The organism is Caproiciproducens sp. LBM24188, from assembly GCF_054130445.1.
Window position 1 is genome coordinate 1,871,141 of the sequence record NZ_CP196862.1, and the last position, 26,052, is coordinate 1,897,192.

Here is a 26,052-nt window from a genome sequence, read left to right on the forward strand (position 1 = left end):
TCACTCCTTCTCGGCTTATCGCGATTAAAGCTCATTTGCGGCGATAACCATGCGCTGTACTTCGCTGGTACCTTCGTAAATCTCTGTAATCTTGGCATCGCGCATCATGCGCTCCACCGGATATTCTCTGGTGTAACCGTAGCCGCCGTGAAGCTGTACTGCTTTCGTGGTGATTTCCATTGCAACTTCCGCCGCGTACAACTTCGCCATGGCGGCTTCCTCGGAGAAGCGTTTTTGTTTGTCTTTTGCAAGAGCGGCACGGTAAACAAGCATTTGCGCCGCCTTAATTTTGGTTGCCATGTCGGCAATCTGGAACTGGGTATTCTGGAATTTCGCAATCGGTCTGCCAAACTGTTTTCTTTCTTTTACGTACTTCACAGTTTCCTCGTAAGCGCCTTCCGCAATACCCAGTGCCTGCGCGGCAATGCCGATACGGCCGCCGTCCAGGGTATGCATGGCAATGCCAAAGCCCTTGCCTTCCGCACCGAGCAGATTTTCCTTCGGAACAATGCAGTTTTCAAAAATCAGTTCTGTCGTGGAAGAGCCGCGGATGCCCATTTTCTTTTCCTTTGTTCCAATGCGGAAGCCTGGGAAGTTCTTTTCCACGATAAACGCGGAAATGCCCTTGTTCCCCTTGCTGCGGTCCGTCATGGCAAAAACAATATATGTATCGGCTTTTCCGCCGTTAGTAATAAAGATTTTGCTGCCGTTGAGCACATAATGGTCGCCTTCCAGAACAGCCTTGGTCTGCTGGCCGGAAGCGTCCGTGCCGGCATTCGGTTCGGTCAGGGCAAACGCGCCCAAATATTCACCGGAAGCGAGTTTTTTCAGATATTTTTCCTTTTGCTCCGGCGTACCGTAATTTTTAATCGGATCGGAGCCCAGGGAAGTATGTGCGGAAACAATAACACCGGTTGTAGCGCAAACCTTGGAAAGCTCCTCCACACACATAATATAAGTAAGGGTGTCACAGCCCTGGCCGCCGTATTCCTTCGCAAGGGGGATACCCATAAAGCCGAGTTTTGCCATTTTGTCGACCGTTTCCTGCGGGAAGCGTTCAGTTTCGTCCACTTCCTGTGCCAATGGCTTTACCTCGTTTTCCGCAAACTCTCTGAAAAGAGTGCGGGCCATTAAATGTTCTTTGCTCAGTTCGAAGTCCATACTCGTTCCTCCAATTAATTTACACACAGATTCGGATTATTTCGTGTAATCAAAAAATCCCTTGCCGGTTTTTCTGCCTAACAATCCTCCGCGGACCATCTTTCTCAGCAGGGGATGAGGACGGTATTTGCTGTCTCCGGTTTCGGCCTGGAGCACTTCCATAATGGCAAGACAAACGTCAAGACCAATCAGGTCGCCCAGTGCGAGCGGTCCCATCGGATGGTTTGCACCGAGCTTCATGGCGGTGTCAATGTCTTCTGCGCTAGCCACGCCGTCTGCATAAATGCCAATGGCTTCGTTAATCATCGGAATCAGGATGCGATTGACCACAAATCCAGCCGCTTCGTTGACCTGAACCGGAGTTTTGCCGATTTCCGTTGCAATCGTCTTGATTTTTTCAACGGTTTCCACAGGAGTGGTAATGCCGGCAATGACTTCGACCAACTTCATAACAGGAGCTGGGTTAAAGAAATGCATACCGACCACCGCGCGGTCAAGGCCCTGGGAAATTTCTGTAATAGACAGAGAAGAAGTGTTGGTCGCAAAAATGGTATCTTTTTTGCAGATGCCCTGCAGCTCTTTGAACAGGTCTTTTTTCACCTGCATATTTTCAAGAGCGGCTTCCACAATCAGGTCACAGTCAGAAACAATTTCCTTTGTACCGGTTGTGATTTTGGAAAGAATTTTGTCGGCCGCAGACTGCTCCATCTTCCCCTTCGCCACCAATTTGGAAAGGCCCTTTTCAATCTTGGCTTTTCCGCCTGCGGCAAACTGTTCGTTAATATCGCAAAGCTTTACTGTGTAGCCTTCTGTTTGTGCAAATGCCTGCGCAATACCGGAGCCCATGGTTCCCGCGCCAATAATACCAACAATCATGAGAATCCTCCTAACAAAATTATTTTATAATTGCAATTCAGTTTACCACCCTAAACCGGGTGGTAAACTGAATTTATTACACCATATTATAATTACTTATTAACAAACGGTTCCGGTTTCCGCTTTTCGCAGAACGCAGTCATCGCGTTCTTCTGGTCTTCTGTTTCAAAGCATCCACCAAACTGTTCCGCCTCGATCGCAATTGCGGAATCAATGTCCACCTGCATTCCGTCGTTGATAGCCTTCTTCGCGGCACGAACGGCAATCGGGGCGTTGCGCGCAATTTTTTCCGCCAACTTCAGGCATTCTTCCATCAGTTGACCGGAAGGATAAACCGCGTTGACCAAGCCAAGGGAAAGCGCTTCGTCCGCTTTTACTTTAGAGCAGGTATAAATCATTTCCTTCGCTTTTCCGATTCCGATGGTACGGGCAAGGCGCTGTGTACCGCCAAAGCCCGGGGTAATGCCAAGGCCGGTTTCCGGCTGGGCGAATACCGCGTTTTCCGAAGCGATGCGGATATCGCAGCTCAGGGAAAGTTCGCAGCCGCCGCCAAGGGCAAATCCGTTTACTGCTGCAATCACGGGAATCGGTAGCTTCTCGATTTTGCGGAATACCGCGTTCCCCTTTTCGCCGAAGGCCTTGCCTTCCGCCTTGGAAAGCGTGCTCATTTCGGAAATATCCGCGCCGGCAACAAAGGACTTTTCCCCGGCACCGGTAATAATCAGGCATCTGGTGTCTTCCACAGAAATGGAATCAACGGTTTGTTCCAGTTCGGTAAGAACCTGACTGTTCAGCGCGTTTAGCGCCTTTTCACGGTTTATGGTAAGAATACCGACAAACCCTTTTTTCTCGTATTTAACATACTCCATGAGTAAGGCCTTCCTTTCATTATGAACCGGAAGTTTCGCCCAGCCCAGACGACGGATTCTTGTTGAAACGCCGGTCAGGTGGGAAAAACTTCCTGCTGTATTTTTCTTCCGCGTGCAAACGATCCGGATGAAAAATCAGATTTTCATAAGGTTTTATTCACCCATTTTAACAATGGCGGAAACACCCATACCGCCGCCAACACAAAGCGTAGCAAGGCCGTATTTGGAATTTCTACGTTTCATTTCATGGAGCAGGGTGACCAGGATGCGGCAGCCGGAAGCGCCGACCGGATGACCCAGTGCAATTGCGCCGCCGTTAACGTTCACCTTGGAGGTATCCAGATTCAGCAGCTTTACAACCGCGAGGGACTGAGCGGCAAACGCTTCGTTCGCTTCAATCAGGTCGATGTCGTCGAGCGTAAGACCGGTCTTTTCCAGAATCTTCTTTGTGCTGTACGCGGGGCCAACACCCATAATGGCAGGATCCACACCGGCGGACTGACCGGCAATCCAGGTTGCCATAGGAGTTACGCCCAGTTCTTTTGCTTTTTCTTCGCTCATGACCACAATCGCAGCTGCGCCATCGTTAATACCGGAAGCATTTGCGGCGGTTACGGTTCCGTCCGGCTTGAAAGCGGGTTTCAGTTTTGCAATGCTTTCCGGAGTTACACCGGCACGCGGGCCTTCGTCCTTATCGAATAAGAAAGTCTCTTTCTTTACTTTAACCGGGACGGGAACAATCTCATCCTTGAATTTCCCTTCTGCCTGCGCTTTTTCGCATTTCTGCTGGCTAAGCGCAGCAAACTCATCCTGCATCTGGCGGGTAATGCCGTATTTTTCCGCAACATTTTCCGCGGTAATGCCCATGTGATAGTTGTTGAAAGCATCCCACAGTGCATCGTTGACCATGGTGTCGATTAATCTTCCATCGTTCATACGATAACCGAAACGAGCCTGATTCAAGGCATACGGAGCCGCAGACATATTTTCCATGCCGCCCGCAACGATAATATCGGCTTCGCCCGCTTCAATCAGAGCAGCTGCCATGTTGACTGCTTTCAGGCCGGAACCGCAGACATTGTTCAGCGTAAGTGCAGGAACTGTATCGGGTACACCGGCTTTTATCGAAGCCTGACGTGCAACATTCTGGCCAAGACCAGCCTGAATCACGCACCCCATCAAAACTTCATCCACCTGATCCGGTGCAACTTTTGCACGGTTCAAGGCTTCTTTAATCACAATAGAACCAAGCGTTACAGCCGGCACACCGGAAAGAGAACCACCCATCTTACCGATTGCGGTACGAACCGCGCCTGCCAGAACAATTTTCTTCGCCATACATTTTCCTCCATTCTGCTTGCAAAAAGATTCGCAATTTTTCCGTAATTTCAGTAAAAATTGATAAAAATTAGCATATGTTAAATATATCACAAGTTCAGATTAGTTTCAATAGAATTTCAAAAGTTTTGTTAAATTTTTAGCAATCATAAAAATAATAAGGAATCTTTTTTTAAATTCTGGAAGAATATCCAAAAATGGAGCGGGTTTGCAGGTGATATGTTCATTTCAAGATCAAAGGGGCGGAGTCGTGTGACTCCGCCCCTTTGATCTGTTATTTTTCAAGCCATAAGGACATTCCTGCTCCATACTCCCGGTTTGGGCGCCGCTTAAACCCCAATTTGCGGTAAAACGCTTCTTTCCCTTTCGCCGCGCTCAAATTGAGCAATATGCTGTCCCCATGCTCCATTTTGGAATACAGAAAATCCATGATATTGTCCACCATCTTTTTGCCGATTCCAAGTTCCTGATAATCCGGGTGCACGATGACATCTGCCAAATACGCAGTATAGCCACCGTCCCAAAGAATTCTTGCCATTGCGACTGTGGTTTCCCCATCCAGCGCGGCTACCTGATACGCCGTGTTCTGCAGACCGGCTTGTGCCTGATGCAGCGGAATTTCGCGCCACCCGGCGGCTGCACGAAGGCGGTTATAATCTTCCACTGAAATCGAGTTCACTAGACGGATTTGCGCATTCTTCTTTTCGCTGGGCTTTAATTCAAACGGATACCGAACGCCCCAGTCTGCGCGCAGGTCGTCCATAATCTTCATAATACGCAGGGTTTCCTGGTGCGGCATTTCGGGGCATTCGCTGGCTCCACGGTTGATTGCCTTTACCGCTGCGCGGACTTCGTATTCATAGCCGGTGAAATCAAACGGCACACGGTAGACTATCGGCTCCGTCTGGTCGTTGAGAAAAACCTTGATTTCCTGCGGATGCCAGAAGGGCTCCACTTCAATCCGACCCTTTTGGCCATATATGATTCCCTGATTCTTCTCTTTGGAAAGAAAAGAACAGTGCAAAATCGCCATTTTGCCGTCGCGGTAAGTAAGGGTGATACTGTCCTGAGCATCCACACCACGGTCCGATTTTATTGCCGTAGAGGTGATGTCTTTAATATCGTTGCCGAAAAACAGGGAAGCAAATGTTAGGTTATAAATGCCAAGATCCAACAAAGCCCCGCCCGCAAGCTCCGGAGATACTAAACGCTGCACATGGGTCAGATCCTGCGCAAAGGTTGCGGTCATCGTCAGCGGTGTCCCAATCACACCGCTTTCCAAGATTTCTCGGATTTTCGGCACAAACGGCTGAAAGCGGGTCCATACCGCCTCGGTAATGAAAAGCTTCTTTTCTTCGGCAACACGGAACAATTCCTCTGCCTGCCTGGCGTTTGCCGTAAATGCTTTCTCACACAGAACATTCTTTCCGTTTTCCAGACAGAGCTTTGCGTGTTCAAAATGATGGGAATGCGGCGAAGCAATATAAATCAATCCCGCATTTTCATCTTTTGCCAGTTCTTCATAAGAACCGTAGGCTTTTTGAAACCCATATTTGTCGGCGAGCTTCTGCGCCCGTTCCAAGTCGCGGGCAGCAATCGCGTAACACGTTACTTCCTCCATCTGAGAAACAGTTTTAGCCATTGTTTCGGCGATATTACCCGCACATAAAATAGAAAAATTGATTTTCTTCATTGCTCTGTCTCCTCTTGATTAATGAGTCAGCCTGTTAAAATCATCAATAAAGCAGCCCACCGCATCTTCCGGTGTAGCCCAGGAAGTGACAAGCCGGATCGCGGTTTCCCCTTCGGTTGGCCTGTCCCAAATTTCAAATGCATAATGTTCCGACAGCTGCTCAACCAGTTGATTCGGAAGAACCGGGAAAATCTGATTAGTGAACGACGGCGACAGAAAGTGGAATCCGGCATCTTTGATTGCCTGATACAGACGAAGGGCCATTTTGTTGGCATGAGCGGCTAGTTCAAAGTAAAGATCGTCCTCAAAAAACCGCTCAAACTGAGCGCCAAGAACCATTCCCTTTGCCAGCATAGCACCCTTTTGCTTCAGAATGTAGCGAAAACCGTCTTTCAGAGCGGGGTTCCGGATAACCAACGCTTCCCCAAGCAGTGCGCCGTTTTTCGTACCGCCGATATAAAACGCATCGGTCCACTCGGCAATTTCCTGCATGGTCAGGTCATTTTCAGAAGAAGTCAAGGCCGAACCCAGCCGAGCCCCATCCAGATACAGATATAAATCATATTGTTTGCAAACGCGATGAAGATCGGAAAGCTCCGATTTGGAGTAAATCGTGCCGATTTCCGTGGAATCGGAAATATATACGAGTTTCGGCTTTACAACGTGCTCATCCGGGTGAAGCGCCACAATCCGCTCGACGTCATGCGCGGTCAATTTTCCGTCTTGTGCAGTACAAGTTAAAATTTTGTGTCCCGTTGCCTCTACGGCGCCGGTTTCGTGCGTGTTGATATGACCGGTTTCGGCCGCAATGGCCGCTTCGTGCGGTCTAAGGAAAGCGGAAATTGCAATCAGGTTCGTCTGTGTTCCGCCTTCGAGAAAATGGATATCGGCATCCGGGCAGCCGATACGTTCCCGAATCAAATTTCTGGCATGCTCACTGTGCACGTCATTCCCATAAGCAATGTTCTGTTCGCAGCTGGCCTTTGCCAGGGCCTCCAAAAGTTTTGGGTGCGCACCTTCGCTGTAATCATTTTTAAAACTGTAAAAGTTAAACACGTCCTGTCCCCCGATTATAATTTTTCATTGAAAAAACGCTCAATATCATTTCTGGTTCCCCGTACCGAGCCCTGCACCAGTTCTTTGGAACCGCCGCCGCGTCCCCCAAACGCCTCATTCAATTTCTTTCCAAGCGGGCGCACATCGTTTGATGAACTGCAAACGGCATATTTATACCCGTCTTCATCGCTGCCAGACAATACGGCAGCAAAGTCTGAACATTTTTCGCAAAGCAAAAGGCCGAAACGTCTCAGATCATTAGGAAGCAGGTTCTCTTCAAACAGGCAGAGCTTTTCCGTTCCCTCCGGTACGGAGCTTGCCTTATACTCAAAAATCTGATTCTGCAGTTCCGCTGTCTGCTGCTTCAAAGCAGCAAATTCCGTCTGCAGCCGTTCCGTCGCAGAAAAAACTTCTTCCGGCTTTGCAGATAATAGTACAGAAATCGCATTGACGCTCTGCGCTTTCTCGCGGTAATCTTCCAGCGCGCGTCTGCCGCAAACCAACGTTATGCGAGTACCTCCCTTATAGCGCTGCGCGGAAATCAGGCGGATCATTCCGATTTCGCCGGTACGGGCCACATGAGTGCCGCAGCAGGCGCAGACATCATATCCCGGAACAGAGACAATTCGGATGGCACCGCTCAACTCCTTTTTGCTCCGATAAGCCATGCTGGCCAGCTGTTCCGCAGACGGATATTCTGCTTTCACCGGGATATTTTTATACACCGCCTCATTTGCGAGTGTTTCCACCATAGTAAGCTGATCCCCGGTAAATTCCCCATTAAAATCAACCGTAACCACTTTAGAACCAAGGTGAAAACCGACGTTGTCATAACCAAAAAAGCGGTGGACGATTCCCGAAACAATATGCTCCCCGGAATGCTGCTGCATACAGTCAAAGCGATGCGTCCAGTTAATTCCGCCCGTCACCGTGGTACCTGCCGCAAGGGAACGGTCCGTGGTATGAATAATTTCCCCGCCGCATTCATGAACATCCAAAACATTGACCGTATTTAAAACGCCGATATCGGAAGGCTGTCCGCCTCCCTCTGGGAAAAACGCAGTACGGTTTAAAACAACCTCGTAATGCTCCCCCTTTGGTGTACAGGAAAGCACCTTTGCAGTAAACGTTCTTAGATAAGGATTGCAGTCGTATAGCTTCTCTGTCATTTTCAGTTCCAGCCTTCTTTTTCTCAAAGATTCTACCGGTAACACCGGAACAAAACTGGGCGTATGCTTTTGAACTTGCGTCCACTACAAGATAGAATGGCGCCGCCCGCAATTTTGAATATCAAATTGATTCTGATTATTATACCACAAAATTCCGGTTAGACAAACACCTTTTCCGGCGGAATGCCGAAAGACAAACTAAAATTAAAAGGTGGCACAGGAGGAATTCCCGTTCCTCTTGCGTCACCTTTTCATATTAGAAAATTATGGGAAATTAGCAGGAAAACCATCTTTCAGCCCTCATTCATGGATTCGTTTCGGCAGTTCTTTACCGCTGCAGCTTACATGGCCTCCTGGCTGCTTTTTATGTACCGGTCACGCCACACGCACCAACCGGTTACCGCCGCGATTACAATAACCCCTCCGATCAGGGCCATTTTTCCCGGTGCTTCGCCGTTAAAAAGGAACACCCAGACGGGATTTAACAGCGGTTCCAAAGCACCAATCAGGGAACACGCCAGCGGCGGACAGTTTTTCACTGCCAGCCCGTACAGAATGTAAGGAATGCCAAGCTGCAAAACGCCCAGCAACAATACGTTAATCATAATCACGGAGGTAATAGGCGTTTGGACAAAGAACGCCACCGGCAAACCGAACAGCGCCGTAAAAACGTGCCCCAGTAAAATTCCGCTCATACGCGAATCTTCATCCGTATGGCCGGTGATTACATACATGCCCGCCATGAAAACACCGGCGACAATGCCAAGACAATTTCCAATCAAATTCCCGGTTCCCAATTTGTCAAAGAAAAACAGGGAAATTCCGAACATAGTAACAACCACGGTAATAAGATCCGCTTTGTGAAAGCGCTGGCGGTATATCAACGCCGATAAAATCATGATAAAGACCGGAGAAGTAAACTGGAGCACAATTGCATTTGCCGAAGTAGTCATTTTATTCGCTGTAACAAACGCAAAAAAAGTTCCGGCAATCGAAAAACCACTGAGTACGGAAGCACGGTTTATTTTCATTTTATATCCGGTCATCCTCATAAAAATAAAAACCACAACCGCGGCGATTGCGCTGCGCGCTCCGGCAATGACAATTGCATTCCAGGGAATCATTTTAATCAATATTCCTGCAATACTCCACAAGCAGGCACATAGAACCATATAAAGGACAGAACGTTGCTTTGTCTTTTGGGACGCCGTTTCCATGACGCATACTCTTTTCATTACAGTGATAAAATTTGTAAAATGTTTTAACGCACCCCAATATAATACTTTACCTGCAAAAATAATGCAATAAAAAAGTCAATTATTGTCATATATTTTTTATTCCCAGCGGCATTTGAAAAAATTTTGGTTTCTAGGTGACTGCGCAATTCGAAAACCGCTTCGGTCAGAAGCCTTTCGGCTTTAAAGTGCTGTCTTAAAACAGAATTCATGGTTCCCTAACGCCAATATTTCATTTATTGAACCATTATATTGTGTTTTCTCGACGTAATCTTTCTATATTATACAATTTTTTTATTATATAATCGTGTTTTTTAATCTTTATTTACAAAGCTTTTGATGTTATAATCCATATAACAAAATAATGAAGAGGGGTTGATTTTCTTGAATTTGGACTTGTTTTTTTTCCTGATTGTCTCCGCCGTGATTGCAATCCTGTCTTTTTTGTTTGCAGCATGGCTCAGGCACTGGATTAACAAGCAGCCGTCTTCCAACAGCAGAATTGCCGAAATCGGAGGTTTAATTCGAAGCGGGGCAAACACCTTTCTGAGAAAAGAATACAACGTGCTTGCAAAATTTGCAGGAATCGCGGCAATTCTTATTTTAACCTTCCTCCCCACTCCAATCTGGCAGGGCAACATTCGGGACAACATCGTCATGGCAATCGCCTACCTGTTCGGGACCACCTTGTCCGCAATTGCCGGAGTCATTGGAATCCGTGTTGCCACAGTCGCGAATATTAAGACCGCAGAAGCCGCGCAGAAAGGAATTAAGCCGTCCTTTATGTCCGGGTTCCGCGGCGGTGCCGTAATGGGAATGGCCGTGGTCGGCGGCACCCTTCTGGGTGTAACCCTGGTCATGCTGATTACAAATGACACCACTGCACTGTTAGGGTTCAGCTTCGGTGCAAGCTCCCTCGCCCTGTTTGCCAAAGCCGGCGGCGGAATTTACACAAAAACCGCGGATATCAGCGCCGACTTGGTTGGCAAGGTGGAACTTGGCATTCCCGAAGACGACCCGAGAAATCCTGCCGTCATCGCAGATAATGTTGGCGACAACGTCGGCGACGTTGCGGGCATGGGCGCCGATTTGTTTGATTCGAACGTGGCTTCCATGGCAGCCGCACTGGTTATTGCTTCTTCCCTGGACAAAACGGTCGGCGGTACTGTAAACAGCAGCATGGTATTCTGCTATGCCGCGGCCGGGCTGCTTGCTTCCATCATTGGCGTAGCAACCGCTCGAATGGGAAAGCACGGCAATCCTACCCGCGCGCTAAACAGCAGCACCTATGTAACAACCGCAGTGTTCATTCTTCTGACCGCCCTTGCAACATGGGCGTTCCATCTGCAATGGAGAATCTGGGGCGCCAGCATTGTTGGCCTTTTAGTTGGTGTAATTATTGGTATTGCAACGGACTATTTTACCGATGATTCCAAGCATCCGGTTCACCATGTGGCAAAAGCGTCTGAAAGCGGGCCGGCGTTTACGATTTTGTCCGGCGTCTCCTACGGTTTTATCAGCACACTTCCAGCCATGATCGGAATCGCATTTTCCGCCCTTGCCGCCTATAAAATCTGCGAGCCTCTCGGACAGGGTTACCCGATGTTCGGAATCTCTATGGCGGCCGTCGGAATGCTGTCCATTGTCGGAATGATTATTTCGAACGACGCTTACGGACCTATTGTTGACAACGCACGCGGCCTGGCAGAAATGGGCGGCCTGGGGGACGATGTGATTGAAATTGCAGATTCCCTTGACAGCGCAGGAAACACTGTAAAAGCTGTAACAAAGGGATTCGCCATCGGTTCCGCCGGTTTGACTGTAATCGCGCTGCTGGGTGCTTTTATCAGCGAAGTAAACGACGCGGCCTCTGCTCTGCATGTGCAGTTGATTACCGGTTTTGATATCATGAACCCCATGGTATTCTTCGGACTTCTGGTCGGTGCTTCCATTCCGGCGGTATTTTCCGCAATGCTGATTCTCGGCGTCGACCGCAACGCACAGCGTATGGTGAGTGAAATTCATCGTCAGTTCCGCGAAATCGCCGGGCTGAAGGAAGGCAAGGAAGGCGTTACCCCCGAATACGGGAAATGCATTGAAATTGCCACGGCCGGAGCACTGCGGGAGCTGATTCCTGCCGGACTGATGACCATTATTGCTACGATGGTGGTCGGATTTATCGGCGGCGTTCAGGCAATCGGAGGATTCCTGTGCGGCAACATCGTAAGCGGCCTGCTCCTTGCGCTGTTCATGAGCAACGCCGGCGGGCTTTGGGATAATTCCAAGAAATACATAGAAGCCGGAAATCACGGTGGGAAAGGCTCGGAAGCACATAAATCCGGGGTTGTTGGCGACACCGTTGGCGATCCGTTCAAGGATACGGCAGGTCCCTCCATCAACACGCAGATTACCGTAGTTTCCCTGGTATCGTCGCTTATGTCCACGATTTTCCTGACCTGCTCGATTTTCCACTAATAACAGGCAAAAAGCCGCAGACGAAATCGTTTATTCGTCATTTGAATGTTTCATCGGCGGCTGTTCGGAATATAACGTTAAAAACGGGAGGCATCCAAATTTGGATGCCTCCCGTTTTTTTAGGTAACCACCAAGGAAAACAATTCGAAAGCCGCTCGGTTCAGATCGGTTCAAAATATTCTCATCTTTGAATGGTTACGACGAAATCAGCACTTACCTAGGTATTTTTATCGACTTGATGAAATGTCTTGAGGTTTCCGGTCTTTTCGCTTCGCTTTTCCAGCTCAGTTTTCACTTCTTCCAACGTAATACCCTGTTCGACCATCAGTACGGTCAGATGATAAAGCAGATCGGAAATTTCATAAACCGTTTCCTCATTTTTTCCGTTTTTTGCGGCGATGATGACTTCACTGCACTCTTCCCCGCATTTTTTCAGGATTTTATCCAACCCTTTTTCAAAAAGATAGCAGGTATACGAACCTTCCGCGTGATTCTGCTTCCGGCTTAGAACCGTATCATAAAGCCCCTGCATGGTATCATCCATTGGATTCACTCTCCTTTTCCCCTATGTATTCAGACGGATTTCGCCAAATTTCATGAAAGAAGCAGCTGTGTGAACCAGTATGGCAGGCGGCACCTGTCTGATGAACCACTACAAGAAGCGTATCGTCATCGCAATCACCGTGAATGCTGACGACTTTCTGCAAATGGCCGGATGTCGCACCCTTGTTCCACAGTTCCTGCCGAGAACGGCTGTAAAACCAGGTATAACCGGTTTCCAGCGTTTTTTGCAGGGATTCCCGGTTCATATAAGCCAGCATCAGCACTTCGTTTGTGCCGTATTCCTGAACGATTGCCGGGATTAAATCCCCTTTTTGAAAGAACTGTTCCAAATTGGTTCTTTTATTGCTCATCCTGTTGTTCCCCTCCGGCAAGGGCGATGGCGTCCCTTAAATTCAAGTTTCCGCTGTAAAGTGCCTTCCCGCAAATAACGCCGTAAAGCCCAAGATTTTTTAAGTCCGCAATATCCTTACTGCCGGCCACGCCGCCGCTGGCAATCACATGGCAGGAAACCGAACGGTTGAGCGCTTCCAGCTGCTCCAAATTTGGGCCGGTCAGCGTACCGTCACGGGAAATATCCGTAAAAATAAGGTTTTCTACCCCGATTTGTTCCATTTGCTTGGCCAACTCAAGGTACTGGACGTTGGATGTTTCCAGCCAACCCTGCGCGGCAACCAGACCGTTGCGCGCGTCAATCCCAACCGCAATCCGGCCGCCGTATTCCCGCACGGCGCTTTTTACCAGATCCGGGTCGCTGAGCGCGGCGGAACCGAGAATCACTCTGGAAACCCCGCTGTTCAGGTAAAAAGAAATGGTTTCCATATCGCGGATTCCGCCACCCACTTCCACGTTCAAATGGGTGTTTTGCACCACGTTCCAAAAAACAGAATGGTTCACCGGTTGTGCGGATTTTGCGCCGTCTAAATCAACCATATGAATCCATTTGGCCCCCGTGGCCTCAAAGGATTTTGCGGTTGCTAGTGCATCTTCCGCCACTTTATGCGCCGTGGCAAAATCACCTTTTACCAAACGGACACACTCGCCGTTCTGCACATCGATTGCGGGTAATATAATCATAGATTCACTCCTGATTTTGATTTTTTACAGCACGCCCTTGGTGGACAGAACGCCTCCCTGCGTTTGAGCGACCGCCAGCTGCATGGCACGGGCGACCGCTTTGAAAAGCGCTTCGATTTCATGATGGGAATTTGCTCCGTATTCTACACGCGCATGCAGCGTAATCCCGGCGTTAACCGCGAATGCACGGAAAAATTCCTCCGTCATGCAGGTATCAAAATCACCCACGCGCTCCTGCGGGAAGGAAGCCTGAAAGACTAAAAATGGGCGGCCGCTCACATCGACCGACGCAAACGCCAGTGATTCATCCATAGGAATATAAAAACTCCCGTAGCGGGCAATTCCGGACTTGTCCCCCAAAGCTTCGGAAAACGCTTTGCCAAGAACAATTCCGACATCTTCCACCGTATGATGGCAGTCCACCAGAAGATCTCCCTGCACCTCCACGCTCAGGCCGAATCCACCGTGAACGGCAAACGCGGTCAGCATATGATCAAAAAAGCCGATTCCGGTGGAAACGGAAACGTCCCCGCCGTCCAGACAGAGAGAAAGCGAAATTTCGGTCTCCTTCGTTTTCCGATATTGAACCGAGGTTCTCATACCGCCACCCGTCCTTTCCTCTTACTGCTCAATTAGCCGATAAGGCCCGTTCAAAAGCAGAAACAAAATCGCGATTTTCCTGTTCCGTGCCCGCCGTGATCCGGAGAAAATCGCCCATAAACCGGACTGCAATCCCCTCCTGCAGTAGCCTGAGGTAGACTTCCTTGGCTTCTTCCAAGCGAACCAGAATAAAATTGGTCACCGAAGGATAAACATGCATTTCCCGCGAGAAATTCTCCTCCAGACGCTTCATTTCACGGTACAGCTCATCCCGTGAATGAAGAATTTTTTGAATCCCCTGAAGAAGAATCTCCGGTTCCGATAAAACAACGGACCCGATTGCCTGCGTTAAAGTATTTACATTATACGGTGATTTTACCGCTTTTAAGGTACTGGTCAGAGAACCGTTCGCCACAGCAAAACCAAGGCGGATTCCCGCCATGCCAAAGGCTTTGGAGCAGGTCCGAAGAATAATTAGATTGTCGTATACGTCCGCCTCTTGTATCAACGACTGATCCCAAAAATCCATGTATGCTTCATCCAATACCACCAAAGCATGAACGGAACGAATCAGGCGGCGAACCTCTTCTTTTTTTAACCCCAGCGAGGTTGGATTGCAGGGGTTGGAGAAAATAAGAAGTTTCACATTGCGGCGGTTTACACATTGAATCAGTTCATCCACGTCGATGGACAAATCCGGTTTTTTCTGATATTCCACGCAAAAGCTTTCTGAAATGGAGGAATAAAACCGGTACATGGAAAAATCAGGGCAAAGCGTCATCATGGTTTCGCCCTTCATTAGAAAGGCGTTGCAAATAACGGAAATTAGTTCATCCGAGCCGTTTCCCGCCGTCACATTTCCAGGATTGACCCCATAATATTCGGCAAAGCGTGCACACAGCTCTTCCGCCTTTGGGTCCGGGTAACGGTGGTATTGAATTTTTGCGGCAGCCTTGAGAATGCGGTCGCGAATTACCTCCGGAACCGGGAGGAATGACTCATTGGCGTCCAATCGGATTCGATACGTTCCCGCAATCGGATCGTACGGCTTTAAATCCCGGATTTTCTCATTCAGCCGGTATGTCATTTTCAACGCCTCACTTTGATGGAATTCGCATGAGCGGTCAAGCCTTCGGTTTCCGCCAGTTTTACAATATCGTCGTGCGCCTGATTCAGCGCGTCCTGTGTGTAATATATAAAGCTGGATTTCTTAATAAAGCTGTCCACGGAAAGCGGAGAAAAGAAGCGTGCGGTTCCACTGGTGGGAAGCACATGGTTCGGGCCGGCAAAATAGTCCCCGAGCGGTTCCGGGGAGAAATTTCCGAGGAAAACTGAACCGGCATTGTCAAGTTTCCCGATATATTCCATGGGATTTTCCGCGCAGACTTCCAAATGCTCCGGCGCAAGCTCGTTGGCAAACGAAACCGCTTCTTCCATAGTATCGCAGACAATCACTGCTCCGAATCGGTCTAGCGACTGAAGGATAATTTCTTTTCGGGACAGCGTTTCCACCTGACGGTAAATTTCCGTTACCGTTTCCTTTGCAATGCGTTCCGATGTGGTCAGCAAAATGGCGGAGGCAAGAACATCGTGTTCCGCCTGGGACATTAAATCCGCGGCGAGGAACTTTGGGTTCGCCGTTTCATCCGCAAGAATTAAAATTTCGCTTGGCCCCGCAATCATATCAATATCCACCGTTCCATACAGATGCTTTTTCGCGGTGGCCACATAGATATTCCCCGGACCGACAATCTTATCGACTTTCGGTATGGACTGCGTGCCGTATGCCAGCGCGGCAACAGCCTGCGCACCGCCCACCAAAAACACGCGGTCAACCCCGGCAGCCAATGCGGCTGCCATAATGTCCGGATTCGGTTTGCCGTCTTTTCCCGGCGGCGTAACCATAATAATTTCGCCCACCTCGGCAATTTTTGCGGGGATTGCGTTCATCAGCACAGAAGACGGGTAGGCCGCTGTACCGCCGGGTACGTAAATTCCAACCCGCGCCAAACCGCGAACGCGCTGCCCCATAACTACCCCGTTGGGCTGAGTATTCAGCCAGCTTTGCTGCTTCTGCCGGCGGTGGAAATCTGTGATATTTTCCGCCGCACGATTCAATGCGCTCAGAAAATCCGGATCACATTGCTGCACCAGCTGACGCAGCTCATCCCGGCTGATTTCCAGACGTTCCGGTACTGCGCCGTCAAATTTTAAGGTATAGCTGCGAACAGCCTCGTCGCCGTTTTTTCGCACATTTTCAAGGATTTCTTCCACGGCGGCATCCACCGCGCGGCTGGAACTTTCGCTGCGCTGTTTCAGCTGCCGGATCCATTCCCGGCCGGACTCGCCGCCCTTTGTTACCATCGAAATCATGCGCGCTTTTCCTCCTTTGCCCGTTCCATCTGTTCCACCAATGCCTCAATCTCTGTCTTACGCAGTTTCATACTGGCGGAATTTACAATCAGCCGGGCGGAAATATCGCAAATCGGCTCAATGACTTCCAACCCGTTTTCTTTCAGGGTCGTACCGGTTTCCACAATATCGACAATGGCATCGGCCAGCCCCAGCAGGGGAGCGAGCTCCACAGAGCCTTCAATTTTAATGATGCGGACATCCATCGCCTTGCGCTCAAAATAGTTTCGGGCCACATTGGGATATTTGGAAGCAATGGTCTTTGCGGCATAGCCGCCGAAAAAGTCTTTCCCTTTCGGCCCCGCAAGAGCAAATTGGCATTTTCCAAACCCTAAATCAAGGACTTCGTAAAACCCGCCGCCATATTCCAAGATGGTGTCTTTCCCAACCACACCCAAGTCACAGACGCCATGCTCCACATAAGTGATTACGTCCGCCGCTTTTGCCAGAACTGCTTCCAGCTTTCCGTTTCCAACCGGGAGAATCAGCTTACGCCCTTTGTCGCGGACGGCAGAACAGTCATAGCCCACAGCCTCTAGGAGCGATACGGTCTTTTGTTCCAGTCTTCCCTTCGTCAGTGCAATTCTCAGCGGTCTCATACCATCATTCTTTCTCCAACGTTATAGTTTCGGTTGTTTCGGCAAGAAAGATCACCTGTTTCATTCCGCTTGCTCTGGCGTAGGAAACGGCCTCTTCCCGTGTTTCAAAAACGCTGGTTTCACACCGGTGTCCCTGGTTGGCAATGTCCGCCGCATAGCGGAGCGCCTGCACCTCGTAGCCGGGATCCCCGTGAACCAAAATTTCCGCTGGATGGACCGCGGGAGTTTTTCCCTCTTTCAGCATGATTTGCGCAATCGCGTCCACATTAATGGCAAATCCGACCGCCGGCATCGGCAGGTCGAAAAGGCCCAGTAAATTATCATAACGACCGCCCAACAGAACGGCATCACCAAATTCTTCCACATATGCGCTGAACACGATATTCGTGTAGTAATCGTTGCGCTGCACCAACCCTAAATCCACAATCACCTGTTTTTCCAACCCTAACTTTTTCATGGCAAGATAAAGCTCATGCAGGTAATCCAGCGTCTGCGCGGATTTTTCATCAAAGCAGAGCGGCGCAGCCAGGGGAAACACCTCTTCCCCACCGAACAAACGCGGCAGCCTGCGGATGGCGGAAACCGGCTGGGACGCCGGAAGTTCATCCAGAATCGCATCCAGCGCAGCATAATTTTTGGATTCAATCGCCTGACGAATGTCTTCTCGGACATTGTCGGTCACAGGCAGCTGTTCCGCTAAAGCACGGAAAAAACCGGCGTGCCCAAGCTCCAAACGAAAATTCGGAACACACTGGCTCAGCGCCTCCACCGCGGTGGCAATCACCTCCAAATCCGCGCGAATTCCGGCCGCGCCTAAAAGTTCAATGCCCGTCTGCACCGTTTCATCGCTGTGACCAGTTAAGCCCGGATGGTTGCGGTAAATCGGCTGCGTGTAAAACAGACGAACCGGTTTCGGCTGGTTTTGCAGCCGGGTTGCCGTAAGCCGCGCAATCGGCATGGTAGAATCCGGCCGCATAACAATCAGCCTGCCCCGGCGGTCGGTCATTTTATACATGACCTCTTGGCCGATTCCCGAAACTTCGGGCTGAAAAACATCATAAAATTCAATTCCAGGCGTTACCACCTCGTGAAAACCGCGGGAAGAAAAAACTTTTGCAAGCTTTTTCTCCACAAACCTGCGGGCAAGGCAGTCTTCAAACAGAAGGTCGTTAGTTCCCTCCGGCGTAATTTTGTAATATCGTTTCATAACAGCCTCAAATGCTTTAGTGTGATAATATAATACCACAGTAAAGTATGCTCTGTCAACTAAAACAAACTCATCTGGCTGCTTTCCGGCAAACCTGCCAAAACTCCTGCAGAAGCGAGGGTTTCAATTACCGATTTTGACACCTTGGAACGGGTCTGAAGGTCATCGATAGAGATATATGGTCCACCTTCCCTTGCCGCGGCAAGGCTGTTTGCAGCAGCTTCACCGACACCGACGAGCGAAGAGAACGGAAGACGGATTTTCCCGTCCTCCACCAGATACTTTCTGGCGTCGGATTTATAAAGGTCTACCGGAAGCACTTCAATTTTACGGGCAAGCATTTCGTTAATAATTTGAAACGTTGCATACTCCGCTTCTTCCTTCGCGCTTGCCTCTTTGCCTTTCATGGAAATTTCATTCATACGGCGGCGTACTGCCTCCCTACCCTGCAAAACGGTGGCACCGTCAAAATCCTCGCCGCGAACCGTAAAATAAGCGGCGTAGTACTCGACCGGACGGTGCACCTTATACCAGCCCAGGCGAAGCGTTGAAATCATATAAGCGGCGGCATGTGCTTTCGGGAACATGTACTTGATTTTCATACAGGAATCGATGTACCACTGCGGTACGTCATGTTCTTTCATCGCATTGATGTATTCCTCCGTCAGGAGCTTGGTCGCCTTTCCTTTACGGACAATTTCCATAATTTTAAACGCCATTTTTGGCTCTAGCCCTTTTAGGAGCAGATAGGTCATAATACTGTCACGAGTACCGATTACCTCAGAAATCGTGCATTGCCCGCTTTTAATCAAATCCTGAGCGTTGCCGAGCCAAACGTCAGTACCGTGGGACAGACCTGAAACCTGAAGCAGGTCAGAAAAAGTCTTTGGCTGGGAATCGATCAACATCTGGCGTACAAAGCTGGTGCCCACTTCCGGCAGGGAAAAGGTTCCGGTCTGAGAATCAATGTCCTCCGGCGTTACCCCCAGCGCTTTCGTTGAAGTAAACAGCGACATCACTTCCGGGTCGCTCATGGAAACCTTCATGACGGGTATTCCAGTATAATCCTCCAGATAGCGGTAGATGGTCGGCACATCATGGCCGAGTTCATCCAGCTTACAGATGGTGTCGTGTATGGAATGGAAGTCGAAATGCGTGGTAATGTTGTCTGAATTCTGGTCGTTTGCAGGGTGCTGAACGGGACAGAAATCATATACGTCCATCCCCTTTGGCACAACAACCATGCCGCCCGGGTGCTGGCCGGTGGTACGCTTAATGCCGGTGGAACCCATAGCAAGGCGCAGCTCTTCCGCACGGTGCAGGACAACGCCTTTGGTTTCCTCGTATTTTTTCACATAACCGATTGCGGTCTTGTCCGCTACGGTAGCAATCGTTCCGGCTTTGAAAACGTTGTCCTTTCCGAACAATGTTTCTGTATATCGGTGCGCGCTGGACTGATATTCGCCGGAAAAGTTCAAGTCGATATCCGGTGTTTTATCCCCGTCAAAACCAAGGAAGGTTTCAAACGGAATGGTGTGGCCGTCCCGGTTATACTCTGTACCGCAAACCGGGCAGTTTTTCGGCGGAAGGTCAAAACCGCTGCCGTAGCTACCATCGGTAATAAACTCACTGTGCTTGCATTTTGGGCAGACATAGTGCGGCTCCAGCGGATTGACCTCGGAAATGCCTGACATATTGGCCACAAAGGAGGAACCGACCGAACCACGGGAGCCAACCAGATAACCGTGCGCAACGGAATCGGCCACCAGCTTCTGCGCAGTCATATAAAGAATGGAGAAGCCGTGCTTCGTAATGGAACCCAGTTCACGGTCCAGGCGGTTTTTCACGATTTCCGGCAGAGGGTCGCCATAAATTTCCTTTGCCCGCGACCATGTAATCGAAGTCAGCTGCTCTTCGGCGCCTTCGATGAACGGCGGGAAGGTCCCAGGCGGAATCGGCGTAACTTCATCCACCATATCCGCAATCAGGTTGGAATTTTTCACCACGATTTCATACGCTTTTTCCTTGCCAAGATACTCGAATTCCTTCAGCATTTCTTCCGTGGTGCGCAGGTACAGCGGCGCCTGATTGTCGGCATCCGAAAATCCTTGGCTTGTCATAAGGATTTTCCGGTAGTCCGCATCTTTCGGGTCCATAAAGTGAACGTCGCAGGTTGCGACAACCGGCTTATGCAGTTTTTCGCCAAGCCGAACGATGGTGCGATTGAACTCTTTGAGCTTTTCTTCGTCCGGCACCATGCCTTCCCGTACCATAAACTGATTGTTGCCAAGCGGCTGAATTTCCAGGTAATCGTAAAAGTCGGCGATTTCGCACAGTGTTTCCCACGGCTGAGCGGAAGTAATTGCACGGTAAAGTTCACCCGCTTCACAGGCGCTTCCGATAATCAATCCGTCGCGGTATTTGATTAATTCACTCTTTGGAATGCGTGGATTCCGATAGAAATAATTCAAATGCGCCTTGGAAATCAACCGGTACAGATTTTTCAGGCCCGTCCTGTTTTTCACCAGTATAATCTGATGGTAGGACTTCATCTTTTTCACATCTCCGCCGGCCAGCGAAGAGTTGATATCCATAACGGTTTTTGCCTGCATGTCCTCCTGCAGGCGATTTGCCAGCGCGATGAAGATTTTTCCCAGCACCGTAGCATCGTCACTGGCCCTATGATGGTTAAACGGGTCCAATTTCAGATATTTCGCGACTGTGTCCAGTTTGCAGTTCTTAATATCTTTCAGCATAGAACGGCACATCGGCACTGTATCAATATATGGATAAGAAAATTCCATCTGATGGCGCTTGGCAGCGACACGGATAAAAGATGTATCAAAGTCCGCGTTATGGGCAATCAATACAGCATTTTCTCCGCAGAAACGGTAAAACGCCTCCACCGCCTCCTGCTCCGAAGGAGCATCCTTTACCATTTCGTTGGTAATGCCGGTCAGTTCGGTAATTTTGGGCGGAATCGGCATTTCGGGATTCACAAACGTGTCGAAGCTCTCTACAATTTCACCATTGCGGATGCGTACCGCGCCGATTTCTGTAATCCGGTCCTTGTTCGGGCTTAAACCGGTTGTTTCAATATCGAAGGATATAAATTCTCCGTTCAGTGGCTGGTCGGACTTTCCTTTTACAGCGGGAACCAAATCGTTGACAAAATACGCTTCCACGCCGTAGATTACCTTGATGGGCTTTCCCTGCTTCTTCATGTCTTTTGCCGCGTTCATCGCTTCCGGGAACGCCTGCGCCACGCCGTGGTCGGTAATTGCAATCGCCGGGTGCCCCCAGTTCGCGGCCCGTTTGATTAGGTCGCTGGCAGAGTTTACACCGTCCATACTGGACATATTGGTATGAACATGCAGTTCCACACGTTTTACATCGGCATTGTCCACCACTTTTACCTGTTCCGCCGTGCCGATTCCCTTGGGGCGCAGAACAATTTCATGGTCATACTTGTCATATTCTACATCCCCGCGCACCACGATCGTCGTCCCATTGCTGAGTGTGTCCAGCGTTTTGCACTGGGCAACCATTTCAATAATTTTCAGGGTAATGGAACCGGTGTAATCTGTAATATTGATGGAGTATATCTTGCGCTGCTGATCACGGGTCAGTTTGCTGTCAATCGTGAAAATTTCGCCCCAGACCGTTACGCTACCAATATCCGGCGTGATTTTACTAATCGGAATCGGTTTGGACTTTCCAAGGTGCCCGTACAGGTCACGGATGCTTTCCGGAATAATTGTCGGGAGTAACGTTTCGCCGCTTCTTACGCTGATGGTCTTGGGTGTAAAAGTACGGCTCATGCTGCTTTCATAATGTTCCATTTCTTCCATGACGGCTGCCCGCTTAATCTTTTCCTGCACTTTTTTCTGCTTTTCAATATAAACCGTACTGGTGCTGTCAATGGAAAGGACCCCATCGAACTCAACGTCCAAATGGATTCCGAATTCCTCCTGAATCAGTTTTGTAATCAAGTGATCGATACGGCGCGCCTTCAGCATATCGGCTCCGCCGTGCGTCAGGGTAATCAGCAGCTTGTTCCCCTCCACACGCGCAGTTGAATCCGTCAGCGTCCCGTTGATGCTTGCTTCACGGCGCTTCAGTTCCAGTACCAGGTTCTGATAATAGTCGGCATTGAAGCTTTCGGAAGGAAAACGGGGCATGATTTTTGCCTTGGCAAGCTGCAGCTCTTTACAGGATTGAATGCGGTTTTCCACATCATAAAGCACGCGGCGCTCCACCAGTGATGGAAACGCCACTTCTGCTGTAATAATTCGGTTATTGCTGTCAATTTGCAGCTGGGAAATCAATCCATTTTGAACGGCGGGAGGAAGTTTCGCCGTTTCTATGTATCCACTGAAGAACTCGCCAAACGTTTTCACTGAAGATTCATCCTTTACAATTTCTCTATCTCTTCCATTAAACTATCCACAAGAACATTCTCCGGAACTTTCCGGATCACTTGTCCTTTTTTAAAAATCAGTCCAACGCCGTCTCCGCCGGCGATTCCAATGTCGGCTTCCCGTGCTTCGCCAGGACCGTTCACAGCACAGCCCATTACGGCAACCTTAATATTCTTTCCACAGGCCGTCAGCCGTCTTTCCGCCTCATTGGCAATTCCAATCAGGTCAATGCGGGTTCTGCCGCAGGTTGGGCAGGAAATAAACTGGACGCCTGCCCGCAGGTCCAGCGCTTTTAAAATGTCAAATCCAGCTGCAACCTCGCGTACCGGGTTGGCAGTCAGCGATACCCGAATGGTATCTCCAATTCCACGCTGAAGAAGCGAGCCGATCCCGATGGCGGATTTAATGACGCCCATACGCTCCGTACCCGTCTCTGTCACACCAAGATGAAGCGGGTAATCGCAGCGCTGCGCCGCCAGCTCGTAAGCCCGGATGGTGGTATCTACGCTGGAGGATTTGATGGATAGCACGATATCTTCAAAATCGAATTTTTCCAGCAATGACGCATGGTACAAACCGCTTTCCACTAGGGCTTCCGGGGTCGGGCCGCCATACTTCGCCAGGATTTCCTTTTCGAGCGAGCCGGAATTGACCCCAATACGAATAGGAATATGCTTTTCACGACAGGCAACAGCCACCGCCTTTACCCGGTCTTCGCTGCCGATATTTCCTGGGTTAATCCGTACTTTATCTATGCCGGCGGCGACCGCTTCCAATGCCAGCCGGTAATCAAAATGAATATCAGCCACAAGCGGAACGGATACCGCCTTCTTAATCGCAGGAATTAGCTTGATTGCTTCCATATTTGGAATGGCAAGCCGGATGATCTCACATCCGGCCTTCTCCAGTTCAACCGCCTGCTGCACACTGCCGGCCAGGTCCGTGGACGGAACATTCAGCATAGATTGCACCGTCACCTTTGAACCCCCGCCGATTGGAACATTTCCTGCATATACGGTCCTTGATTTTCTTATTTCTCTCATTATGATCCGAGTCCTTTTCCCGTTACAAGCCTTAAAATATCACTAAACGTTACAATGGCCATAAAACAAAGCAGCAGGGCAAAACCGGCCGCATTCACCCAGCCTTCATATTTCGGGTTCACCGGTTTGCGCCGGATTCCTTCCACAATCAGAAAGACCAGACGTCCGCCGTCCAGTGCAGGGAACGGAAGAAGGTTCACCACACCGAGGTTCACAGTGATAATCACCATCATCAGCAGAATATTATTTAACCCCGCAAGAAAACTCTGTTTCAAGCCGATGCTTGCCGCTTCCCCAATCGCGTTTGCCGCGCCGACCGGACCAGCAACATCATTAAAGCCGAATTTTCCGGTCACCAGCCCTACCAGGCTGTACCAAACCATTCGCACAATAGAAACCGTATCCTGTGCGGATTTTACAATCAACGTTCCGGGATTCTTTGGAATTGCCTGGACCTTGAAATCGATGCTCAGGATCTTTTTGCCGTTATATTCCTGCGTATTGAATTTTACATCTTGAAACGACATCCATTGTCCGCCGCGGTCTACTTCAATGTCTACTTTTTCCGGATTCGCGGTAGAAAGGGCAAAACTGATGTCACGGTCGCCGTAAACCCTGTAACCATCGACACTCGTGATTTTATCCCCGGTTTTTAATCCGGCCGCCTGTGTTGCAGCGTTCGGCGTAAATTCCGCGATGGTTGTAGAGCCAAAAGCTGGCTGCTGGCCTAAAATAACCATCATCAGGACTAACCCCAGCACAATATTCATGACGGCGCCCATCACAACAACCAGAATCCGCTTCCAGACCGGTTTTTTATTAAATGCGCCGCTGTCCTCGCTTTCCCCATCTTCGCCTTCCATGGCACAGAATCCACCAATTGGTAATAGCCGCAGCGCGTATTTGGTTTCCCCTTTTTGAAAATGGAACAGCGTTGGGCCCATGCCAATCGCAAATTCATTGACACGAATCCCCGAAAGTTTCGCCATGAAGAAATGGCCAAACTCATGGATAAAGATGATAAATCCAAAGAGAAGAATCGCAATTACGGTCAACAATACCTGACTGATTCAAATCACCTCATAACCCGCCGGCCAGTCGGAGCACATATTCCCGCGCCGCTGCGTCGGCTTTCAATATATCGTCAACGGATGTCAAAAGATCATCCGGCTGATTCTCCATTGCTCTGCGGACCAAACTGCCAATTTCGGTAAATCGAATTTTTCCGTTTAAAAACAGCTGAACCGCAACCTCATTGGCCCCATTTGCCGCTGCCGGCGCCAAGCCGCCGCGGCTGATGGCCTCTTTGCATACCCGCAAACATTCGAACGTTTCATCGTCCGGTTCATAAAAGGTAAGTGTTTTATAATCTGTAAGGCTTAATTGTTTTACAGGAGATGGAACCCGTTCCGGCCAGGTCAACGCATACTGAATCGGAATGCGCATATCCGGAACACCCATTTGCGCAATAACAGAATGATCCTGATATTCGATCATGGAATGAACCACACTTTCCCGGTGTACCACCACATCAATCTGTGAGGGTGGCACATCAAACAGCCAGCGGGCTTCCATAATCTCAAGGCCTTTATTCATCATGGTAGCGGAATCAATCGTTATTTTCGCACCCATATTCCAGTTGGGATGTTTCAGCGCCTGTTCCGGTGTAACGGTTTGAAGCTGCTCTCTTTTCCAGCCGAAAAACGGTCCGCCCGACGCAGTAAGAATCAAACGCTTCAGCGCTTTTTTCTCCGGACATCCCTGCAAACATTGAAAAACAGCAGAATGTTCGCTGTCCACCGGAAGAATTTTAACGCTGTTTTCCTTTGCGGCTTTCATTACCAGAGCACCGCCGGCCACCAATGTTTCCTTGTTGGCCAGCGCCACGTCTTTATTGGCCTGAATCGCAGCCAACGTAGGCTTCAACCCCACCATGCCCACAACCGAGTTTACGACGACATCTGCCGAAGAAACGGAAGCGACTTCACAAAGGCCGTCCATCCCCTGTACCACTTTCACCGGTAAATCGGCGACGGACTGTTTCAAAGATTTTGCCGCATTTAAGTTAAAAACCGCAACAAGTTGCGGTTTAAACTCTCTAATTTGATTTTCCAGCAGTTTCACATTCGCATTTGCGGCTAACGCACAGACAGAAAGGTTTAAATGCCGTACAATGTCAAGCGTCTGCGTGCCAATGGAACCGGTGGAGCCCAAAATAGAAATGGAACTTTTCATTATTATTCCTCATTCAAAAGATTTA

Annotated in this window: 22 protein-coding genes; 1 reads left to right on the plus strand and 21 read right to left on the minus strand. The window is 49.4% G+C overall.

What is annotated here, in order from left to right; all coding sequences use genetic code 11:
- Positions 1-24 precede the first annotated feature (24 nt).
- From ACSVDI_RS08855 to ACSVDI_RS08895, 9 genes are all read right to left on the minus strand, one after another.
- On the minus strand, positions 25-1,161 hold the full coding sequence (locus tag ACSVDI_RS08855; protein ID WP_457942261.1) for an acyl-CoA dehydrogenase: 1,137 nt from the start codon (positions 1,159-1,161) through the stop codon (positions 25-27).
- A 36-nt stretch (positions 1,162-1,197) separates the two neighbouring features.
- Positions 1,198-2,037, minus strand: a complete 840-nt coding sequence (locus ACSVDI_RS08860; protein WP_457942263.1) for a 3-hydroxyacyl-CoA dehydrogenase NAD-binding domain-containing protein — start codon at positions 2,035-2,037, stop codon at positions 1,198-1,200.
- A 92-nt stretch (positions 2,038-2,129) separates the two neighbouring features.
- A complete protein-coding gene (locus ACSVDI_RS08865; protein WP_457942265.1) occupies positions 2,130-2,906 on the minus strand; it encodes an enoyl-CoA hydratase-related protein in 777 nt (258 codons plus the stop codon).
- 153 nt (positions 2,907-3,059) lie between these two features.
- Positions 3,060-4,244, minus strand: a complete 1,185-nt coding sequence (locus tag ACSVDI_RS08870) for an acetyl-CoA C-acetyltransferase (RefSeq protein ID WP_457942267.1) — start codon at positions 4,242-4,244, stop codon at positions 3,060-3,062.
- Positions 4,245-4,518: 274 nt separating this feature from the next.
- Complete coding sequence (locus ACSVDI_RS08875) at positions 4,519-5,937, minus strand: GNAT family N-acetyltransferase (protein WP_457942269.1); 1,419 nt, start codon at positions 5,935-5,937, stop codon at positions 4,519-4,521.
- Positions 5,938-5,955: 18 nt separating this feature from the next.
- Positions 5,956-6,993, minus strand: coding sequence for a threonine aldolase family protein (locus ACSVDI_RS08880; RefSeq protein WP_457942271.1), 1,038 nt, complete (start codon positions 6,991-6,993; stop codon positions 5,956-5,958).
- A 14-nt stretch (positions 6,994-7,007) separates the two neighbouring features.
- Positions 7,008-8,162 carry an alanyl-tRNA editing protein gene (locus tag ACSVDI_RS08885; protein WP_457942273.1) on the minus strand — a complete coding sequence of 385 codons (1,155 nt, stop codon included), beginning with the start codon at positions 8,160-8,162 and terminating at the stop codon, positions 7,008-7,010.
- Positions 8,163-8,503: 341 nt separating this feature from the next.
- Entirely contained in the window at positions 8,504-9,397 is an 894-nt protein-coding gene (locus tag ACSVDI_RS08890) for a DMT family transporter (protein ID WP_457942275.1), read from the minus strand.
- Positions 9,398-9,423: 26 nt separating this feature from the next.
- On the minus strand, positions 9,424-9,609 hold the full coding sequence (locus ACSVDI_RS08895) for a hypothetical protein (protein WP_457942277.1): 186 nt from the start codon (positions 9,607-9,609) through the stop codon (positions 9,424-9,426).
- Between the two features lie 172 nt (positions 9,610-9,781).
- Here ACSVDI_RS08895 and ACSVDI_RS08900 point away from each other — a divergent pair, with 172 nt between their 5' ends.
- Positions 9,782-11,872 carry a sodium-translocating pyrophosphatase gene (locus ACSVDI_RS08900; RefSeq protein WP_457942279.1) on the plus strand — a complete coding sequence of 697 codons (2,091 nt, stop codon included), beginning with the start codon at positions 9,782-9,784 and terminating at the stop codon, positions 11,870-11,872.
- A 217-nt stretch (positions 11,873-12,089) separates the two neighbouring features.
- On the opposite strand, the gene hisE is transcribed toward ACSVDI_RS08900, so the two are convergent.
- The 12 genes from hisE to ACSVDI_RS08960 are packed head-to-tail and all read right to left on the minus strand — an operon-like array spanning position 12,090 to position 26,027.
- A complete protein-coding gene (hisE, locus tag ACSVDI_RS08905) occupies positions 12,090-12,416 on the minus strand; it encodes a phosphoribosyl-ATP diphosphatase (protein ID WP_457942281.1) in 327 nt (108 codons plus the stop codon).
- Positions 12,409-12,786 (minus strand): phosphoribosyl-AMP cyclohydrolase, encoded by a 378-nt coding sequence (gene hisI, locus ACSVDI_RS08910; protein WP_457942283.1) that lies wholly within the window; start codon positions 12,784-12,786, stop codon positions 12,409-12,411. The genes hisE and hisI overlap by 8 nt, the downstream gene beginning before the upstream one ends.
- A complete protein-coding gene (gene hisA, locus ACSVDI_RS08915; RefSeq protein WP_457942285.1) occupies positions 12,776-13,510 on the minus strand; it encodes a 1-(5-phosphoribosyl)-5-[(5-phosphoribosylamino)methylideneamino]imidazole-4-carboxamide isomerase in 735 nt (244 codons plus the stop codon). The genes hisI and hisA overlap by 11 nt, the downstream gene beginning before the upstream one ends.
- Positions 13,511-13,534: 24 nt before the next feature.
- Complete coding sequence (hisB, locus tag ACSVDI_RS08920; protein ID WP_457942286.1) at positions 13,535-14,110, minus strand: imidazoleglycerol-phosphate dehydratase HisB; 576 nt, start codon at positions 14,108-14,110, stop codon at positions 13,535-13,537.
- Between the two features lie 28 nt (positions 14,111-14,138).
- Positions 14,139-15,197, minus strand: coding sequence for a histidinol-phosphate transaminase (gene hisC, locus ACSVDI_RS08925; RefSeq protein ID WP_457942288.1), 1,059 nt, complete (start codon positions 15,195-15,197; stop codon positions 14,139-14,141).
- A 2-nt stretch (positions 15,198-15,199) separates the two neighbouring features.
- The gene (gene hisD, locus ACSVDI_RS08930) at positions 15,200-16,483 is read right to left on the minus strand and encodes a histidinol dehydrogenase (RefSeq protein ID WP_457942290.1); all 1,284 of its coding nucleotides are present in this window, start codon (positions 16,481-16,483) and stop codon (positions 15,200-15,202) included.
- Positions 16,480-17,121 (minus strand): ATP phosphoribosyltransferase, encoded by a 642-nt coding sequence (hisG, locus tag ACSVDI_RS08935; protein ID WP_457942291.1) that lies wholly within the window; start codon positions 17,119-17,121, stop codon positions 16,480-16,482. Before hisG ends, hisD begins: the two co-directional genes overlap by 4 nt.
- 4 nt (positions 17,122-17,125) lie before the next feature.
- Entirely contained in the window at positions 17,126-18,328 is a 1,203-nt protein-coding gene (hisZ, locus tag ACSVDI_RS08940) for an ATP phosphoribosyltransferase regulatory subunit (protein WP_457942292.1), read from the minus strand.
- Positions 18,329-18,387: 59 nt separating this feature from the next.
- Positions 18,388-22,728: a PolC-type DNA polymerase III gene (locus ACSVDI_RS08945; protein ID WP_457942294.1), complete on the minus strand. Its 4,341-nt coding sequence runs from the start codon at positions 22,726-22,728 to the stop codon at positions 18,388-18,390.
- A gap of 14 nt (positions 22,729-22,742) precedes the next feature.
- The gene (gene ispG, locus ACSVDI_RS08950) at positions 22,743-23,792 is read right to left on the minus strand and encodes a flavodoxin-dependent (E)-4-hydroxy-3-methylbut-2-enyl-diphosphate synthase (RefSeq protein ID WP_457942296.1); all 1,050 of its coding nucleotides are present in this window, start codon (positions 23,790-23,792) and stop codon (positions 22,743-22,745) included.
- Positions 23,792-24,850 carry a M50 family metallopeptidase gene (locus ACSVDI_RS08955; protein ID WP_457942298.1) on the minus strand — a complete coding sequence of 353 codons (1,059 nt, stop codon included), beginning with the start codon at positions 24,848-24,850 and terminating at the stop codon, positions 23,792-23,794. Before ACSVDI_RS08955 ends, ispG begins: the two co-directional genes overlap by 1 nt.
- Before the next feature lie 22 nt (positions 24,851-24,872).
- Entirely contained in the window at positions 24,873-26,027 is a 1,155-nt protein-coding gene (locus tag ACSVDI_RS08960; protein ID WP_457942300.1) for a 1-deoxy-D-xylulose-5-phosphate reductoisomerase, read from the minus strand.
- Positions 26,028-26,052: the final 25 nt, after the last annotated feature.

Excerpts from the sequence above, each read along its gene's own strand:
- ACSVDI_RS08895 (WP_457942277.1), bottom strand. The coding sequence starts at position 9,609 with ATGAATTCTGTTTTAAGACAGCACTTTAAAGCCGAAAGGCTTCTGACC.
- ACSVDI_RS08865 (WP_457942265.1), bottom strand. The coding sequence starts at position 2,906 with ATGGAGTATGTTAAATACGAGAAAAAAGGGTTTGTCGGTATTCTTACC.
- hisG (WP_457942291.1), bottom strand. The coding sequence starts at position 17,121 with ATGAGACCGCTGAGAATTGCACTGACGAAGGGAAGACTGGAACAAAAG.
- ACSVDI_RS08855 (WP_457942261.1), bottom strand. The coding sequence starts at position 1,161 with ATGGACTTCGAACTGAGCAAAGAACATTTAATGGCCCGCACTCTTTTC.
- hisE (WP_457942281.1), bottom strand. The coding sequence starts at position 12,416 with ATGGATGATACCATGCAGGGGCTTTATGATACGGTTCTAAGCCGGAAG.
- hisB (WP_457942286.1), bottom strand. The coding sequence starts at position 14,110 with ATGAGAACCTCGGTTCAATATCGGAAAACGAAGGAGACCGAAATTTCG.
- hisZ (WP_457942292.1), bottom strand. The coding sequence starts at position 18,328 with ATGAAACGATATTACAAAATTACGCCGGAGGGAACTAACGACCTTCTG.
- hisI (WP_457942283.1), bottom strand. The coding sequence starts at position 12,786 with ATGAGCAATAAAAGAACCAATTTGGAACAGTTCTTTCAAAAAGGGGAT.
- ispG (WP_457942296.1), bottom strand. The coding sequence starts at position 23,792 with ATGAGAGAAATAAGAAAATCAAGGACCGTATATGCAGGAAATGTTCCA.
- ACSVDI_RS08890 (WP_457942275.1), bottom strand. The coding sequence starts at position 9,397 with ATGAAAAGAGTATGCGTCATGGAAACGGCGTCCCAAAAGACAAAGCAA.
- ACSVDI_RS08870 (WP_457942267.1), bottom strand. The coding sequence starts at position 4,244 with ATGGCGAAGAAAATTGTTCTGGCAGGCGCGGTTCGTACCGCAATCGGT.
- ACSVDI_RS08960 (WP_457942300.1), bottom strand. The coding sequence starts at position 26,027 with ATGAAAAGTTCCATTTCTATTTTGGGCTCCACCGGTTCCATTGGCACG.
- ACSVDI_RS08885 (WP_457942273.1), bottom strand. The coding sequence starts at position 8,162 with ATGACAGAGAAGCTATACGACTGCAATCCTTATCTAAGAACGTTTACT.
- hisA (WP_457942285.1), bottom strand. The coding sequence starts at position 13,510 with ATGATTATATTACCCGCAATCGATGTGCAGAACGGCGAGTGTGTCCGT.
- ACSVDI_RS08875 (WP_457942269.1), bottom strand. The coding sequence starts at position 5,937 with ATGAAGAAAATCAATTTTTCTATTTTATGTGCGGGTAATATCGCCGAA.
- hisD (WP_457942290.1), bottom strand. The coding sequence starts at position 16,483 with ATGATTTCGATGGTAACAAAGGGCGGCGAGTCCGGCCGGGAATGGATC.
- hisC (WP_457942288.1), bottom strand. The coding sequence starts at position 15,197 with ATGACATACCGGCTGAATGAGAAAATCCGGGATTTAAAGCCGTACGAT.
- ACSVDI_RS08860 (WP_457942263.1), bottom strand. The coding sequence starts at position 2,037 with ATGATTGTTGGTATTATTGGCGCGGGAACCATGGGCTCCGGTATTGCG.